The 17774-nt window shown below is 44.6% G+C and carries 17 protein-coding genes and 1 riboswitch; of the genes, 3 read left to right on the top strand and 14 right to left on the bottom strand.

Annotated features, from left to right (window positions below):
• Positions 1-45: 45 nt before the first annotated feature.
• Positions 46-142, top strand: a riboswitch (SAM riboswitch).
• Between the two features lie 94 nt (positions 143-236).
• Positions 237-1286 (top strand): homocysteine S-methyltransferase family protein, encoded by a 1050-nt coding sequence (locus BMZ22_RS15130; protein ID WP_177183466.1) that lies wholly within the window; start codon positions 237-239, stop codon positions 1284-1286.
• A 41-nt stretch (positions 1287-1327) separates the two neighbouring features.
• Here the strand turns inward: BMZ22_RS15130 and purU are convergent, their stop codons facing one another.
• From purU to BMZ22_RS15100, 6 genes are all read right to left on the bottom strand, one after another.
• A complete protein-coding gene (gene purU / locus BMZ22_RS15125) occupies positions 1328-2200 on the bottom strand; it encodes a formyltetrahydrofolate deformylase (RefSeq protein ID WP_090087107.1) in 873 nt (290 codons plus the stop codon).
• 76 nt (positions 2201-2276) lie between these two features.
• A complete protein-coding gene (locus BMZ22_RS15120; protein WP_090087105.1) occupies positions 2277-4196 on the bottom strand; it encodes an FUSC family protein in 1920 nt (639 codons plus the stop codon).
• A gap of 358 nt (positions 4197-4554) precedes the next feature.
• Complete coding sequence (locus BMZ22_RS15115; RefSeq protein ID WP_090087103.1) at positions 4555-4770, bottom strand: hypothetical protein; 216 nt, start codon at positions 4768-4770, stop codon at positions 4555-4557.
• Between the two features lie 286 nt (positions 4771-5056).
• The gene (locus BMZ22_RS15110) at positions 5057-6307 is read right to left on the bottom strand and encodes a flavin-dependent oxidoreductase (RefSeq protein WP_090087101.1); all 1251 of its coding nucleotides are present in this window, start codon (positions 6305-6307) and stop codon (positions 5057-5059) included.
• Between the two features lie 221 nt (positions 6308-6528).
• Positions 6529-7653: a tyramine oxidase subunit B gene (locus BMZ22_RS15105; RefSeq protein WP_090087099.1), complete on the bottom strand. Its 1125-nt coding sequence runs from the start codon at positions 7651-7653 to the stop codon at positions 6529-6531.
• Complete coding sequence (locus BMZ22_RS15100) at positions 7653-9002, bottom strand: sodium/glutamate symporter (RefSeq protein WP_090087097.1); 1350 nt, start codon at positions 9000-9002, stop codon at positions 7653-7655. The genes BMZ22_RS15105 and BMZ22_RS15100 overlap by 1 nt, the downstream gene beginning before the upstream one ends.
• Positions 9003-9296: 294 nt before the next feature.
• On the opposite strand from BMZ22_RS15100, the gene BMZ22_RS16805 reads away from it, so the two are divergent.
• A complete protein-coding gene (locus tag BMZ22_RS16805) occupies positions 9297-9419 on the top strand; it encodes an FbpB family small basic protein (RefSeq protein ID WP_143069994.1) in 123 nt (40 codons plus the stop codon).
• A 159-nt stretch (positions 9420-9578) separates the two neighbouring features.
• Here the strand turns inward: BMZ22_RS16805 and BMZ22_RS15095 are convergent, their stop codons facing one another.
• The 4 genes from BMZ22_RS15095 to BMZ22_RS15080 form a co-directional block, all read right to left on the bottom strand.
• Positions 9579-10538, bottom strand: a complete 960-nt coding sequence (locus tag BMZ22_RS15095) for a zinc-binding dehydrogenase (protein WP_090087095.1) — start codon at positions 10536-10538, stop codon at positions 9579-9581.
• 301 nt (positions 10539-10839) lie between these two features.
• Complete coding sequence (gene mdh, locus BMZ22_RS15090) at positions 10840-11778, bottom strand: malate dehydrogenase (RefSeq protein WP_090087093.1); 939 nt, start codon at positions 11776-11778, stop codon at positions 10840-10842.
• Between the two features lie 128 nt (positions 11779-11906).
• On the bottom strand, positions 11907-12551 hold the full coding sequence (locus BMZ22_RS15085) for a tetratricopeptide repeat protein (RefSeq protein ID WP_177183465.1): 645 nt from the start codon (positions 12549-12551) through the stop codon (positions 11907-11909).
• Complete coding sequence (locus tag BMZ22_RS15080) at positions 12544-13473, bottom strand: NAD(P)-dependent oxidoreductase (protein WP_090087089.1); 930 nt, start codon at positions 13471-13473, stop codon at positions 12544-12546. Before BMZ22_RS15080 ends, BMZ22_RS15085 begins: the two co-directional genes overlap by 8 nt.
• A 281-nt stretch (positions 13474-13754) precedes the next feature.
• On the opposite strand from BMZ22_RS15080, the gene BMZ22_RS16800 reads away from it, so the two are divergent.
• Complete coding sequence (locus BMZ22_RS16800; RefSeq protein ID WP_143069993.1) at positions 13755-14024, top strand: hypothetical protein; 270 nt, start codon at positions 13755-13757, stop codon at positions 14022-14024.
• 4 nt (positions 14025-14028) lie between these two features.
• Here the strand turns inward: BMZ22_RS16800 and BMZ22_RS15075 are convergent, their stop codons facing one another.
• From BMZ22_RS15075 to BMZ22_RS15055, 4 genes are all read right to left on the bottom strand, one after another.
• A complete protein-coding gene (locus BMZ22_RS15075; RefSeq protein WP_090087087.1) occupies positions 14029-15516 on the bottom strand; it encodes a sodium:solute symporter family protein in 1488 nt (495 codons plus the stop codon).
• A gap of 8 nt (positions 15517-15524) precedes the next feature.
• Positions 15525-15770: a hypothetical protein gene (locus BMZ22_RS15070; RefSeq protein WP_090087085.1), complete on the bottom strand. Its 246-nt coding sequence runs from the start codon at positions 15768-15770 to the stop codon at positions 15525-15527.
• A 54-nt stretch (positions 15771-15824) separates the two neighbouring features.
• Complete coding sequence (locus BMZ22_RS15065) at positions 15825-16730, bottom strand: hydroxymethylglutaryl-CoA lyase (protein ID WP_090087083.1); 906 nt, start codon at positions 16728-16730, stop codon at positions 15825-15827.
• A 474-nt stretch (positions 16731-17204) separates the two neighbouring features.
• A partial coding sequence (locus BMZ22_RS15055; protein WP_143069992.1) for a transposase occupies positions 17205-17774 on the bottom strand: 570 nt, incomplete at its 5' end.

Genomic DNA, 17774 nt, shown 5'->3' with positions numbered 1-17774 from the left:
TAAAATAGCTGTAATGTGTATAATAATCTAAATTTAATAAGCATTTTCTTATCCAGAGAGGTGGAGGGACTGGCCCTTTGAAGCCTCAGCACCAGATATAAGTTCTGTGCTAATTCCAGAAGCGTCAGGCTGAAGATAAGAAGAGCGTTCATAACATCAACCCTCTTCTTATTTTAAGAAGAGGGTTTTAATGTTTATGATTAAGCGCTTATCACACCATTTAAGGAGGAAACATTATGAAGCGCAGTTTGGAAGAACGATTACAGGAAGGTCCTGTTATTGCAGGAGAAGGTTATTTGTTTGAACTCGAACGAAGAGGCTATTTACAAGCCGGGTCATTCGTCCCGGAAGTGGCACTGGAAAACCCTGAGGCGCTTAAACAAGCATACAGAGATTATATGAATGCAGGATCAGATGTTGTCCTGGCTTTCACCTATAATGCCCACCGGGAAAAAATGCGCATTATCGGCAAAGAAGAATTGCTCGAACCTTTAAACCGCAACGCCATCCGGCTGGCAAAAGAAGTCGCACAGGAACACCCAACAGAAGAAGCATTGGTCGCCGGAAACATTTCCAATACCAATCTATTTGATCCTGAAGATCCCGAGTCAAAAGAACAAGTGCGGACGATGTTTGCCGAAATGGTGAAATGGTGCAAGGAAGAAGGCGTTGATTACGTCAATGGTGAGACATTTTATTATCATGAAGAAGCACAAATCGCACTCGAGGAAATCCGTAAACAAGACTTGCCGGCTGTCATTACGCTAGGACTGATGGGTGAGAACATTATGCGGGATGGCTGCACCGTTGAAGAGTCGTGTAAACAACTCTCTGAACAAGGTGCCTTGGTGGTTGGCATGAATTGCTTCCGCGGACCTGACACAATGCAGCCGTACCTTGCCAAAATCCGTGACAATGTGGACGGCTATGTCGGCGGTTTGCCGATTCCGTATCGGACAACGGAAGACCATCCAACATTTTTCAATTTGCCTGATGGCGGATGCAGCTGCCATCTCCCGTTGGAAACAACTTTCCCAACGGCGCTCGATCCGCTCTACCATAACCGCTATGAATTAGCTGAATGGGCCAAAGAAGCAAAGGATATCGGTGTTAATTACATCGGGCTGTGCTGCGGGGCATCGCCTGCCATGCTGCGCGCTGTCGCTGAAGCAGCGGGCGTGGAAACCATCAATTCAAAATACTCGCCCGACATGGAAAAACACTTTTTATTCGGCAAAGACGAAACACTAAAAGACCATAACCTCAACTACCGACAAAAAGCATAGGCGATGGGACAAGGTGTCAGGCACCTTGTCCCACCACCATGTCACCGAAAAACAATGGTCTTGTTGTCTTTGACAATCACACGATCTTCGAGATGCCATTTGACTGCATTGGCAAGGACGCGTCTCTCCACTTTTCGGCCAATTTTCTTCAAATCATCGACATGATCCCGATGATCGACGCGCTCGATATCCTGCTCGATAATCGGACCTTCATCCAGCTCGTTAGTAACATAGTGCGAAGTTGCACCGATTAGTTTCACACCGCGGTCATACGCCCGTTCATAAGGTTTGGCCCCGACAAATGCCGGCAAAAAGGAATGATGAATATTGATAATACGATCTTCAAACCGTTCCACAAATGCCGGTGTGAGAATCTGCATATAGCGCGCCAGCACAAGCAAATCGACATTATATTCTTCCATAAGCCGAATTTGTTCAGCTTCCGCCTGCTCCCTGATGTCCTTATTGGCCGGGGTGTGATGAAATGGAATCCCCTGAGATTCAACGAGTTCACGGGCGTCGTCATGATTACTGATGACACAGACGATTTCGGTTTCCAAGTCCCCGCTCTGCCACTCCCAGAGCAGCTCCATCAAACAGTGCGGATCTTTTGATACGAAGATGGCTGTGCGTTTGATGTCATGGTGATAAGAAAAACGATAATCCATTGAAAATTTAGCCGCCAATTCGGCAAAGTCCGCCTCCAATTTTGTCCGTTTTTCCAAAAGGCCTTTACAGTGAAATTCGATTCGCATAAAAAACGTTCCGTAATCCGGATCACTCGTATATTGACTCGACTCAATAATATTTGCATTGTGTTCGAGCAAAAAAGTTGAAATAGCCGATACGATGCCAGGACCATCCGGACATTGTACAAGCAGCCTGCACCGCTCATCTTTTATAGGTTTCGTCATTTTTATGTACCCCCTCTTACATTCATTGATGCTCTTTATTATAGCATGGTGACAAAGTGTCTGACACCTTGTCACCCTATCGGCTGAGTTGTTTTTGCAGGGATTTAATTTCGTTATGGATGCCTGGGTGCCCTTCGATTTCAGGTAATTCCTGAGGTTCTGACGCCCGTTTTCGATTAATTGCGTTGGCCATTTTCTCGAATGCAAACAATAGCTGCGACAATTTGTCATCTGAGAGATTTGGACTACCATAATCCTTCGAACAGCTTTCGAGCAAGTACCCCAATTGTTCAACCGTAAATACAATCGGCCAGTAATAGTCCAATGCTCTTTGATCAACCGGTACCTCGCCTGACGCGGTATTATATACTGTTTTTAAATTAACCATATTTGTACGCATCTTCAGCTTTTCTCTGCTTTTGGTGGCATCGAAACCTTCGCCCTGATCAGAAAAAAGAACCATTAGAAATTGCGACTGGCTCCGGATGGTTTTGGCAATTAGATGCGGCAGGCGGCTGGAGGCTGATTTTCTTCCCACCATCCATACACCAATCAGACCAATGGCACTGCCGATCAGAATATCGATTAACCTTGCCGATGCAAAGTATGAGAAACTGAAAGCCTGCTGTGTTGTGCTTTCGGCCATCAGAAGTGCGTTTGGCGTAAAAAACAATGCGGCCAAACCATAATTTTTCACAATGAAAAGTTCGGTAATGCCCGTTAAAAGAAAAATAAATAACGCAATCATAAATCCGGACGGCTGTGCAGCAAGGATAACACTCGCAATCAAAATGCCTACTATGGTACCAATCGAACGCTGAATGGCACGATGGTACGTCGCCAAAATCGTGGATCCTGACATAACCGCCACACATGATAGCGGCACCCAATAAGACCGCGCCAAATCTAACTCAAATGCGATAATCGCAGCCACAATGGTAAGCGCGGCAAACCGTACGGATGACAGAAAAACAATGGAATTCTTATCAAAAGCGCCGAAGAAAATGGTCCGAAGCGATGATTTAGAAATTCGAATAACCTGATTGATTTTCGAAGATGGCTCGTTAAAGATGGCATCTGCATCAAAAATCTTGCTGTAAAGCGTGGCAACGGCTTCATCATCACTGTCTTGACGGTTAACTTTCGGGGCGGCGCGACCATGTTTGGGTTTCGTTTCGATTGATTCGGCCAATATACGTAAAGATTCAGCTAATTCCCCCGGCAGTGCGGTTTCCCTGTTCGCAAAATGGTTAACGATATAAGTGAATATGACGTTGGCATGATCGGTCAAAATGTACAGCCGGTTAAATAAATCGGTTGTTCGCCACGGGATATAGCCGGCAGCCAGGGTGTCTTCCGCCTCTTTCAGCACTGACATAACACGGTGTTTTTCTTCATTGAAATGCGCTGTTCCAACCGCGTCCAATAGTGATGCCAACCCAAGATAGACGCGTTTGACGACCCCCGTTTCAGGACCATGCGGATTAACGAACCAATCGATCATGGCAATTATCCAGGAAAGCGCACCGCCAGAAAAAACGAGACCTGCCCTGATAAGAAACGCATCTTGATCGACCGGCATCCCTGTAATCATGGCAAAGACAAGAACAAAAAAGATAGCATTTGGTCCGGATATTTTTAATGCCCCGAATATAAAGACCGCTGTGCCCCCAATAATTCCCATCAATACGGCGACCATCAACGGGTAAGGGGCAGCAAGCGTGCCTATTGCAGCAATCAATGTCATCGCTAATACCACGAAAAATATTTTCTTAGCCCGCTGTGCATAGGGAACATTGAAAACATACAAGTATGTAAACCCGCCCAAAGCCGCGGTCAGACCGTACTGCAAATTTCCGAACAATAATCCGATAAATACCGGCAAGCCAGCTGCCAGACCTGCCCGGAACGCCTTGAGCCATGGAAATGGGTTTCGGTTTACTTTTAATGCCTGTCTAATAAGTGAAGGTGATTTGCTGGAATTATGTGTTGTCATGATTAACGCTTCTTTCTGTGATGCTCTATACGATTTTATTTTAACATAAATTAAGGAAGAAGCGTGTTAGAGCTCATCGCCGTACATCCTATAGGTATGAATGCAGCCCCACACCTTTCGACAACTTTTCACATTTATATTGCCCAGGTAATAATATAGGGAAATATGTCATAAGGGGACAAGGTGTCTGACATCCTGTCCCCCTCCCGGTGTGAAATTAAAACGTGCGCCAGCGCACTAAAACACTTTATTTTAGTGCGTTGTTTTTGTAGACACTAGCTATTCTATCAAACAATCAATATGTATCCCTGCCATACGACTGCCAGCTTCTTGTTCCATTCGTTTTAATCGATTCCATTTACGCATCCATCATGCGATTGCGTATAACATAATTGAAATATGTCGCCAGAACACCTGCGTCGGATTGCCATTTTCGGTATGGCGACCAAATAACTACAAGCCTTTCATTGAAAAATCCGCAATGCAACTCCGTTCTCCAATATCGCTTATAGTATTGATACCGCCGCTCATTTTGCCTAAAAACCTCATCAAATGCTATTCTGTTTTTAATCATTCCTCATCCCCTCTCGACTTTAAAGCCGGCTTTGTAACTATCGTGACGGATTCTGACTTAGCGGCACAAACCACCTTTGGAAAGTAATAATGTAACACTAATAGTTATTATTATATTAGTGCTAAAGACCTATTTTGTAAAGCGTTTTCACACAAAAATTTCCAAAATATTTTATTTACTGATAATTTATCTTAAATTTTCCTATATTTCACATAGGTGATTTAGAAAAATACCTCGAAATGTTACACAAAAAAAGCCGCCAGCTCATTGAACCGGCAGCTAACACTTATTTCAAATTGAGTTCCTCACGGTCGAATCCGGCAATTTTCTTGTAGCTGCCGGTGATCGATTCGAGTTCTCCTTTGGATATCACATCATATAACGCTTCAAACCCTTGCGGCGCCCGTTCTTCCACAATCTGCATAACATGTTCAGGCCCGTTCTTGCGGTTGCTTTTGACAATAGTGGCTGTCGGCTCCAAACGTTCTGCTTCATACGCTTTTAGAGCAGGCTTTCCGCTGTCATGCTCCGCTATAGCACGCCCCAGTGCATCCGCGTCCAATATAGCCTGTGATGCGCCATTCGAGCCGATCGGATACATCGGGTGTGCCGCATCACCAAGCAACGTTACGTTCCCGAATGTCCACTGGTCGACCGGATCTCTGTCGACCATCGGAAATTCATAGACAGCATCCGTTGTTTCGATAAGCTCAGGAACATGCAGCCAGCCAAAATCCCAATTGGCAAAGTAAGGCGCAAATTTTTGTTTATCAATTTTCTGATTCCAATCCGCACGCGACGGGACTTCCTCTTCCACCGATCGTTCGGCAATCCAATTGACCAGTGAACGCCCATCCGTATATTTCGGATCAACCGGATAGGCAACGAATTTCTGGTCCTGATAGCCGGCCATAATCATCGATTTTCCGGTTAAAAAGGCAGGCGCTTCGGTTAACCCGCGCCAAAGCATTCGTCCGCTGAACACCGGGTCGCCTTCATTTGGATAAAAGTGTTTGCGCACAGTTGAATGAATGCCGTCGGCGGCGATCATGATATCCGCCTGATGAGCCCCAAGCGACTCGCCTGTTTTTTTATTCATGAAATAAGCCTTAACACCGGTATCCGTTTGCTCAAAGGAATCTAATTGGTGCCCAGTCAGTACGGCTTCCTCGCCCAACCGTGCTTTGGCTGCATCTAACAGAAGCATTTGCAATCGGCCGCGATGAATCGAATATTGCGGCCAGCGATACCCTGCATGAAGCCCGCGTGGCTCCTGCCAAATTTGCTGGCCGTATTTGTTAAAATAACTGAGCTCTGCTGTCGGAAGACCTGTCTCTTCCAGCTTTTCAGCAAGACCCAATTCCGTTAAAATCCGAACCGCATGCGGCAGAAGATTAATACCCACGCCCAGCTCACGAATGTTTTCCACGCGTTCAAACACACGAACTTTCACACCTGTTTCGTGGAGTTTGAGTGCTGTAACAAGGCCGCCGATTCCTCCACCTGCAATCATAGCGGTTTTCACTGCTTCAGCCATATGTATCCCTCCTGGTGACTTAAAAAATCATGCCGCCTCTGACTTCTGATAAGACTTGAACAATCATTTTCAAATAGTTTACATGATTCATATCGCTTTGGAAAGGGGCATTTTTTTTGAAAACAGAGGAATACATACAACTTTCCGGGCACAACAGGGCATAGAATTCTCTACTAAAACAGACTGTTCAACAAAAAAGAAACAAAGCGACAATAGTAGTCTTATTTCATCAAATAAGAGCTTTCCCACAACGGAAGCTTTGTACCAATATTATTTTTTAGTGCGTTTTGATAAACTTTGTAGCCCCAAGCTACATCTTCTGTCGGAAGCCCTCCTGTCATGCAAATGATGACATCATCTTCAGATTGTCGGCCTGGTTTTTCTCCTGCGATAATGTCACCAATATCATCAATTTTGCTGCTGTCGTATTCACCGTTATGAACCTTCTCAAGTAATTCACCCGACATAGTCCAACTGGTAATGCTTGAAATGCCTTCAGGGTGATTCAGCCCATCTTCCAGCCATTTCTCATGCATCGACCATAGATCGGCAACAACACGATGCTTCTGGTAGGTCGCATCAGAAAAACTGGCTGCACCCGTGAGAATAATCAAGGCGCCCGGTTTAATACTCTCTTCTTTTATTTCCGGTTTGGTCTTACCTGAAGTGGCAACCGTCACGATATCAGACTGCTCAACACATGCATCGATATTATCAACCACTTCTACCGGCAAATTAACCTCACCTTCCAATTTTTGAGCAATCTGTTTTCCCTTTTCAACATTAATATCGAAGAGAACGACCTTCTCAAGATTATTTAATGAAGTCGTAATAGCATCAATGCAGGATTGGTTGATGGCTCCCCCGCCAACAGCACCCAAAACTTTAGCTTCTTTTTTGGCAAGATGTTTTGAAAACACGCCAGGCACTGCACCGGTCCTGGCTGAACTCACTAGATTTCCTGCCATAATAGCAAGCGGTGCGCCTGTTTCCTTGTCATTTAACGTGAACGTGTGGATAGATCGGGGCAATCCTTTATTTAGATTTTCAATGTTTGAGCCATACCATTTGTTGCCAATGACATTGAAATCTCCCCCCAGGTAGGAAATCAAGGACATGAACCTTCTATCCGGTCCCGCTTTAGGCATGTTTTCAAATGGCTCTTCTTCATTGAACCATAGCATGAGCCCATGATCGTTCCTATTTGGGCCGCCCATAATATAGTCACCTTTTCCAATGAGTCTGAACATCTCTTCAATCGTTGTGATGCACATCTCCATATTCAGCACACCGGCTTCGATAACTTCTTCTTCCTTAAGATATAGTAATTCAACTTTTTCAGACATTAAGCATTCTCCTTATATTTAAATTTAAATTTTACCCATTTTTTATAGTAGGAAAAAGTGAATATAATCGCACATGTTCCTATCGTAATTATTGTGAACCACCAATGCAGACCATTTAAGATAAATAGCGGTGAGAAGGTAATGACGGCTATTTCAACTGGTGCAATGGGGATATATGCGAGACCAAATTCATCCAATGTATTGCTTTCCAGTCTTGGGTCGACTATTCGAAGCAAAGCTATCCCCATTGCAACAGCGCCCGTTATCCAGCCAAATGTAAAAATGCCTTTTTCAAACCAATTTTCATGAAAATATAATTGTGATACAAAACGATAGAAGAAATAGGAAAATAGAATCCCAAAAACAATGAGTATTGAAAAAGGCACAATGTTTTGAGCTACAATAGTTAAATTGATCGATGCAATACCGAATGCAACAAGAATATCTGTAGCACTTCCGCCTATTTTGGACATGATGCTTTTATCAATATAATCATCCGCATTTGCCTTCTGCATCAAATATCTTAAAATCAGTCCCATTAAGAAAGAAAGGGAAAATGCAGGAATGGACAAATTTGCATAAAGCGATTCACCAAATTGGCTCAAATAATACCCAATGGTTGTTGCTAAAACGACTAATGCCACATGAAAAATCATCGGATCAATTGAAATACTTGATACTGTTTCATCTCCCATAGAACTTTGTTTGCTTCGCGGGAGAAGGCCTGTCTTTAACTCTTCAGGTAGCTCATCAAAACGACTGATATAGTTGGCATGACCTTTATTTGCGCTGGATCGGATTAATAGTAATCCTACAATAATTGCTAATATCGCTCCAATTGTCGCAGAGGTCATGGCTAAAGACGTCGCTTCACCCCACCCCTGCTGTGCGAAAGCATCACCCAAGGCTGCTGCCGTACCATGGCCCCCCACGAAACCAGCTGCCAGTATCAGGCCAAATCCGTTGTGTACATCAAATAATGGAACAAGCAACACAAGTGCAAACAGTAAGCCAACTCCCCACATAAGAAGCATTATTATCTGAGAATAAGACCATAACGTTCCTACTTTTCCAGCTACTTCTGACCATTTAAATTTGGGAGTGGATAAAGGTAGCGCTGCAAACACAACGGCAATCAGCACCCCAGGATAATCACCTATGAAACCTGAAAATGGTATAAGGTTTAATCCATTTGGACCAAAAATCAGTCCTAATATCCCTGCAATTATACTTGCCGGCATAAACGAACGCTGCAATAAGCTTACTTTGGCCCGTAGAACCGTTCCCACCAACATCAAAAATGATATAAGCCCGACATCTGTCAAAAGGTTCCAAGCACTAAATTCCATTATGCAACCCCTTTCATAATTTTAATCACACTATATAATCAATAACGGAATATTTAAACCTTTTTTTATAAAAAGGAATATTTTTTCCTATTTATGTTTATAGCGATAACTGCCATTTTTGGTGGTTATCCCTTTTTTGTCATACTATCGCTAAAGAATGGCGCAAACCTCTCAAAATTTGTCGAATTGCGGTGTAATTTTCACATATTTGTCATAATTAAGTTTTAATTGAAGCATTTCTTATATTATAATAGAATCATGATTTGAAATAGTATGACAAAGGAAGTGAGATATATGCGTTACCAAACTCGACTTGAAGAATTGACAGACGAAATTAAAGAGGATTTGCTCAATGACGAAGAAGCATTGAAAAAGATTGAGCAAAAAATAGATGAACGTTATGCCAAGCAAGCTTAAACTAAAAATGACCGCTAGTGTAGATACACTAACGGTCATGTACAACAGCCCTCCAAGGGGGCGACTCACATAACAGGTTTTTTTATAAAATAACTACCCATGATGCTTGCCAGGCCTATGGGTGGTTATTTTTATTGGTTTGACTGTATGGTGTACTATTTATTCATCACCATCATAAACGGCTACTAAACGGCCTTGTACTTCTCCGGCTTTTAATTTTTCAATTCCTTCAGGGATGTCTTTAAATTTAATTTTCGTTAATTTTGGATTCAGTTTGCCTGCTGCCATTAATTCATAAATTTCAGCAATATCCTTAGGTGTCCCACCCACATTTGCCAATAATTTCTTAGCGCCTGTGATAAATGAAGTCGTATTAATGGTCGTTTCTAATTTCCCCATCCCTACTAATACGACAGTCCCGCCTGGTTTAACGACCTCTAATGCATCTGAAGTGGTATCTCCAAATCCAGCATAATCCACAATTAAGTCTAAATCTTTGTCTGCTAACTCCTTGATATCGGATACAACGTCCACTGCACCGATTTCCTTAGCTAATTCACGCGCTTTCTCGCTCACATCTGCTGCATAAATCGTTTTAAATCCTTTTGCTACAGCAGCTTGCAATGCAAACTGACCTAATCCGCCAATACCTATTAAGGCAACGTTCATATCAGGTGTTGCTTGACCTACATTGAATAAAGCCGAGTACGAAGTCATTCCCGCGTCTGTTGCGGAAGCCGCCATTTCCATTGAAAGTTTATCAGGTACATGAACTAAATCCTCTGCCGGGGCATGAATTTTTGTTCCGAAACCACCATCATAATGATATCCTGGATTCGTTCCGGAAGGCCCGGTTGGACATATAGCAACACGATCGCCTGCCTTAAACTCAGTAACCCCTTCTCCTACTTCTGTAATAGTGCCTGCATTTTCATGACCCATAATAACTGGTGGGTGCATTAATGCCATCCAACCTTCATCCTCTAAAGTCCCCACATCAGAGTGACAAAGACCCACTGCACTCGTTTCAATTACAACACGTCCAGGAGCTGCCTTAGGATCTTCTTGTTCCACAAGCTTAAGCGGTTCGTGTGTTTTAGTAAATTGCCAACCTTTCATAATGACCACCTTTTTTTAATAAACTTTGTTTACTAATTTAATTATAACAAAGTAAAAATTTTTATGGCGAAAATTGCTTTGCATCTGAGTGAGTCAAGTTTTTGCGGAAACTGGCTCTCGACCATTGTATTTTTCTTTTATCATATCTGAAAAGATGATTTTATCTCACCCGCGGCCCGGTTACACTTCGCTTTCCGCGGGCGGCTGATGAACCTCCTTGCACAACGCACTGCAGAGTCTCCATTGAGGCCTCGCTTCCCGCAGGCGGTTGCGTGTACCCGGGCCGTTTAGCAGTCAGACCTTAAAGTTTTGCTATAACATCCTTAACATCCGCGGCCGAGCGGTCCAATTGCTGTTTCTCATCATCGGTTAACGGCAGCTCAATCACACGCTCGATACCGTTTGCACCAAGGATCGTTGGAACACCTAAGTAAATATCGTTGTAGCCATACTCGCCTTCAAGATAGGCTATCGAAGGCAATATCCGCTTTTTATCCTTGATGATAGCTTCTGTCATTTCCACCAATGACGCAGCAGGCGCATAGTAGGCACTCCCGTTGCCAAGCAGGCTTACGATTTCACCGCCGCCTTTTCGCGTACGTTCAACAATGGCGTCCACTCTTTCCTGCGGCAGCAGATGACTGATCGGGATTCCACCGGCATTGGAATAGCGAATGAGCGGGACCATGCTGTCGCCGTGGCCGCCAAGCACAAACCCGGTGACATCCTCCACTGCAATATTCAACTCCTGTGCGATAAATGTATTAAAACGAGCAGTATCCAGCACGCCGGATTGGCCAATAACCCGGTTTTTAGGAAACCCGGTCGTTTTAAAACACGTATACGTCATCGCATCAACGGGGTTGCTTAAAACAAGAATATAACTGTCCGGCGCATATGCAACGATTTTTTTCGATACGTCAGCCATAATATCGGAATTGATTTTGACAAGGTCATCACGGCTCATACCGGGTTTTCTGGCAACCCCGGCTGTAATAATAACCATATCAGCATCCTTAATGTCCTCATAATCCGATGTGCCGGTGACATTCCCGTTGAATTTTTCCACGGGACCCGCCTCCAGCATATCGAGCGCCTTTCCCTTCGTCGGATCTTCCTGATCAGGCACATCAACTAATACAACATCACCCAGCTCCTTCTGTGCAAGCAAAAAAGCGGTCGTCGTTCCGGTAAACCCTGCTCCAATCACTGCAAACTTCATCCGTTTAAAATTAGCCATGCATGCTTTCCTCCTTAAATCTCACCGGGAGCAATTAAAATTAGCCCCGGCGTGTCGTTACTCTAGCTGTTCCCTAAATACCAGCATTACAAGCATTTAATTTTTGCTCATTAAAAGAGACAAAGGGGTCAGACCCCCTCGAGTTTTCTTTCTATTTCTTCGACTGCCTTGAGGTCATTTGCCTGCCGGTACGCATTGGCGGCGTTCCGATAATGCTTTTTGGCTTCATCTGAACGGGCTATCTGCTGATAAATATCGCCAAGGCCCCGGTAGAGCGAGCCGATTACAATGAAGTCATCGGTTTTTTCCGCATTATCGAGGGCCTCCTCCATCAGCCGCTGTGCCTCAGTCAGGTTTTCCTGCCCCAGGTGAACCATCGCTTGTTCATACAAATTAGCGGCAAATCCCAGGTGGGGCGTTGAACGAAAGGTATCGTAAATCGCTAATTCTTCAGCAAAAAAGCCGAGTGCTGCCTCATAATTCCCCGCCATTCGCTGAACGAGACCGAGCTGATGATAAGCAATCGCCTCATTTTGACTGTCGCTCTCCTGCCGGGCTCTACGCAACAATTCCGAATACAATTCGTTGGCTTCCGTGTACTGATTCAATTCACTTTTCACGTAAGCCAGCCCGTGAAGCGCCTGTTTATAAAGGGTTGATGACGGGTCGTCAATTCTATCAAGACATTCCAAATACAAAATTTCAGCTTGTTTGAGACTCCCTTTATTAAGAAACTCAAAAGCCCTTTGCAGTTTATTCGATAAATCAGCCAAGCCTATTTTCCTCACGGGTGGCCTGTTCGTCATCAGAAACGCGACTGTTCCTTTCAAACAACTTGATTAATGCCTGTGTGCCGCTATCATTTTCACCTTTTACCGCCAGATCCTGATACAATTTCAGTGAAAGCTCGAGTCCCGGCGTCGTCAGTCCCATCTCCCGGGCGGACTCCAATGCAATCGTCATGTCCTTAATAAAATGCTTCACGTAAAATCCCGGTTCAAAATCACCCTCAAGCATGCGCGGAGCCAATTTTGACAATGAAAAACTGCCAGCAGCGCCGGTTGAAATACTGTCCAGAACACGTGATGGATTTAACCCGGCTTCTTTCGCATAGGCAATCGCCTCACAAACACCAATCATATTCGAGGCAATCGCGATTTGGTTGACCATTTTCGTATGCTGGCCAGCGCCGGCTTCTCCCTGCAGAATGATATTGTCACCCATGATTTCAAACAAAGGCATGACGTCATTAAAAACGTCCTGCTCCCCGCCAGCCATGATGGCAAGTGTACCGTTTTTCGCACCAATATCGCCGCCCGATACCGGTGCATCCAGAACGTGAATATCCCGCTCAGCTGCCTGGCGGGCAATTTCTTCAGCAAGTGCCGGCTTTGACGTTGTCATATCAATCACATACGTGCCTTCCTTGGCATTTTCAATTATCCCATTCTGACCTAAATAAATCTGCTCAACATCTGATGGGTAACCAACCATGGTGATAATAACATCAGAATCATTGGCCAACTGACTGATGGATTTCTTCCAAACAGCCCCATTTTCCAATAACGCCTGCGCTTTTTCTTTAGTTCTGGTAAACACATTGATCGGATAACCGCTCTTCTGCAGATTTCGAGCCATACTTTTCCCCATAACACCCGTACCGACAAGCCCAACAACCGATTCAGCTGAAACCATACAAACATGACTCCTTTCCGAATTCACAATAATTTAACTATCCGTTAATATTCATCATAACGCCTGGAACGCTGATTTGAAAGTGTACCGGGTAAAAAAATCTTACGGGGCGAGGGTTCGTACATGGGCGTGATGAATCCGGGGAGGATGTTATAATTATAGAAAATTTGCATCTATGGCCCCCGGCAAGACTTCCGTTTATATAACAGCAGTCATAACAAAAAACAGGCGTCTGAAACGCGTGTTTCGGGCGCCTGTTTGACAGGGTAATCATTGGAGCGATGAATCGTACCATTAATGTGCAGCATCGTTTCGTTTACATTAATGTTGGGGCGATGGCTCGCACAATTTACCGGGCGAGCTCGCACGCTTTGGCGCGACGCCCGCATGATTCACTTGAGCTCCCGCACGTTTTGTCGGTTCTTTCGCACGATTCTCCGGCACTCCAGCACGGTTTGCCCTATATCCCGCACGTTTCATTACCACTTTCGCACGGTTCACTGTCGGGCTCGCACGATATAGGACAGGGCTGGCACCCTGTCCCCCACTAGATTCCTACACGCTTATGACTTGTTCTGATTCGCTTTCTTCTTTCTCAGATACGGACATCATGAGGCTGCCAATTACACAGATAATTAAGTTTAAGAGGAGTCCCCATAGACCGCTCGCGATATTCAGCAATGACAGATCAAAGATAGTCATGACCGATGCCACAATGGTTCCTGCAAGCATCCCTGCGAAGACCGCTTTTGGATGCAGGCGGTTCCAGTACAGTCCTATAATAAATCCTGGTGAAATCTGAATAAGCAGTTCAAATTTCAGGACAAATATCTGATAAAGCGTCGCTGGCGGGAACCACGCAATCAATATCAGAATACCGACCGCTACAACACCGATTAATTTACCCACGAGCAGCTTTTTCCGCTCTGAAGCATCAGGGTTAATGTAGTTACCGTACAAATCATTTGAAATAATTGATTGAAATGTCAGCAATATCGAATCGGCTGTTGAGACAATCGCAGCAATGACGCCCCCGAACAGCAGTATCATCGCCCAATAAAATATCATATTCTGACTGGCGATACTGCTTGCCATCATGCCGACAAGCTGTTCAGATTCGCCCGTGGACAAGCCCGGGAACGCGTTGATGCCGATAATCCCGATTAAAAACACAACCCCGGCTGTTGCAAACGGCATCCACGCCATCCGGCTGAAAGAACGCTTCAATGTTTTTTCACTTTTTGCCGAGAATATTCGCTGAATCGCATGCGGATAAACTGCAGCCCCGATACCAATCAGCAGTAGGAGACTCAACCAATTTCGAACCCCAGGCGCATCTGGTATACCAAGTTTTTCTGGCGAATAGGCCTGCATATAATCGGTCGATGTCGGCACACCACCAAAATAAATGATTGAACCGATTAGCAGCATAAACACACCAAACAGCAACGCAAAGCCCTGGATTGTATCGGTATAAGCAACGGACCGCATACCTCCCAGCCAGCCGTAAATCAACATGATAATAACGAAAAAGATAACACCCAACTGATACGGAATCGTGCCGCCTGTCAAGCCGGAAACGCCCTGACCGATCGCGACTAATTGTTCAAGCAAATAGTTGCCCAGCCCATAAAGCATAAGCAATGACGCCAGAATTGTAATCGCTTTCGACTTATATCGTTTTTCAAACCATTGAGCAGGTGTGACCAGCTTATATTTTTTGCCGATACTGTAAAGTCGCGGTGCAAACAAAAGGTACGCCATAATTATCATAATGAAAAACGGAACAGACACTAAGTATTCAAAGCCTTGGCGATATGCAGACGGCGGATAACCAACAACCGTATTGCCGCTGTATTGTGTCGCAAAGAAGGTAAAGAACAACACGGTGACACCAAGTCCCCGGCCGCCCAGATAGTATTCATCAAGACTTTCATGAATATTTCGGTTACGTAAATATGTGAAAAGCCCGACCCCAAGCATGAGGGCCCCGTACACGGCAAGAATTATAATCCCGGGCCAGCCTGAAAATGCTAAATCCATAAATCAGGTCACTCCTTTCCTTTGATTTCTTCTTTTTCTTCTTCAATCATCCAGAAATGCTTAATCACATAGGATAAAGTAGCTGACAGCATCAGCGAAGCAATGATTATAATGATCGCCCACAGCGGTAACCCGAAGATGAAAATATCATCAAAGCTGCCCGGGAAATACCAAGGTGTGATCAATGCCAGTAAAATACCAAAGGCAATCCATATTTTCGGATAGTTGATGGGTTCTTTTCGCTGCTTATTCATTTTCATCCCTCCCAAAGGATCTTAATTTTCAATTATTTATGTTTAAAAAACGATTTAAACTGCATGCAGATCATTAATTTTGCCAGCTTTGATAACCTGCCCCGGAATTTCATGACCCAACACAGTTTCCAGCTCCTTGGAAGCTGATAACAACTGATCAAGGTCAACATTCATGTGATAGTCCATAAAGGCGAGCATATGAACCAAATCTTCGGTGCAAATATTGCCCGTTGCACCGGGGGCAAACGGGCAACCACCTAAACCGCCCAGGGATGCATCAAACCGGACGGCACCTGCCCGAATTGCTTCCATAACGTTAGCGAAACCCATCCCCCGTGTATTATGAAAATGTAACGTTAACGGCAATTCCGGCCAGCGGTTTAAAATTTCTGTCGTGAGCCGGTTTACTTGCTTGGGTGTGGCCATCCCTGTTGTATCAGCAAGTGTTATGCTGTCGGCACCAAGTTTAAGATAGTCGTCAACCAAACGCAGCACTTTTTCATCTCTGACCTTCCCTTCAAATGGACAGCCAAACGATGTTGCAAGCGATCCGTTAATGCGTATCCCTGTCCCGCTGAGGTATTTCGCCACATCCTGAAAACCCGCGAAGGATTCGTGGACGGAGCGCCGCACATTTTTTTGATTATGTGTTTCGCTCACCGACACGACAAGATTGATTTCATCGGTACCGCAAGCTGCAGCACGTTCAGCACCTTTCACATTCGGGACCAGCGCGGCATAAACGACATCCTTATGACGCTTAATCCCTGTCATAACATCGGCTGCATCCTGCAAATTCGGGACGGCTTTCGGCGATACAAACGATGTCACTTCAATTTTGTCGACACCGGCGTCCGACAGACGATTAACAAAATCAATTTTTTTCTCAGTCGGCATGAATTGGTCTTCAATTTGCAATCCGTCACGTGCCATGACATCTTGGATATAAATACGCTTCATGTAAGTACCTCCCTCTATAAATAAATGATTTTCTTCCAATTACTCCAAATTGCTTTGATTTTCTTAGGGGTTTGATTGAAGCTACCTCATCGATTTCATTGCATCCATTTCATTTCGGAATTTTCCGATGCAATGGAGGATCCTCATCGATTTCATTGCATCCATTTCATTTCGGAATTTTCCGATGCAATGGAGGATAACGACCCGGACCTTCCCAGGAAGGTGATGGAAAATTTTACTATAATCGCGCGTTTTTCCATCTCCACAGAACTCATGGTCGCTGACCCTCCCATGTCTCTCAGGATTGTATCCAAACATTCCTTCGTCCGGCATATCCATGAGGTGGAGGCCGAAAATGCTCCTTTGCAGGGTCTTTTGCCCGAATGGATGTTATAAGCTTCGGCTCTGCGCTTCAATTGTCTCCCTTGGCATTTCTTACGTCTTACTTACTTATAAATCAGTCTTGACTTTGCTTTAGGCAGCTTTCTGCATGGTCATTTGAGGCATATCCTGAAGCATCTTCTCGCCATCGAATGCACATTGTTTCTTGCCAATCACAAATAGGACACGAATGAGCTTGTTACATAAGGCAATGAGCGACTCCTGTTTCTTTAGCGGGTGGTCACGTCGCGTTGTGTAATAGTCATGTAAGGCCTTGAATGACGTATTATTAGCGACCATTGGACGAACTGCCAGGTATAAGGCTCTGCGCAGTCGTTTTCGCCCACGCTTACTGATTTTCGTTTGCCCTTTGTATTTACCCGATTCATGGCGCCTCAGCGACAGACCGGCAAGGCTTTGAATTTGACGCGGACTTTGATAGTTCGTGATGTCACCTACTTCTGCATAGAATGCGGCAACTGTCAGGACATTCACGCCCTTAATCGCAAGCATTTGATCGGTTCCGGGAATCTCTTGAAGCAGTTCTTCGATGTCTGAATCAACGGCTTCAAGTTTTTCCTGAAGGCGATGGTATTGGTCAATCAGGTCTTCAATTTCCCGTCTGGCCATACGCAATCCAATGGTGAGTCCACCGGGATGCCG

It is taken from the genome of Lentibacillus persicus, from assembly GCF_900112705.1.
Taxonomy (GTDB): Bacteria; Bacillota; Bacilli; order Bacillales; family Amphibacillaceae; genus Lentibacillus; species Lentibacillus persicus.
This window is presented reverse-complemented; position numbering and strand designations above follow the sequence as displayed.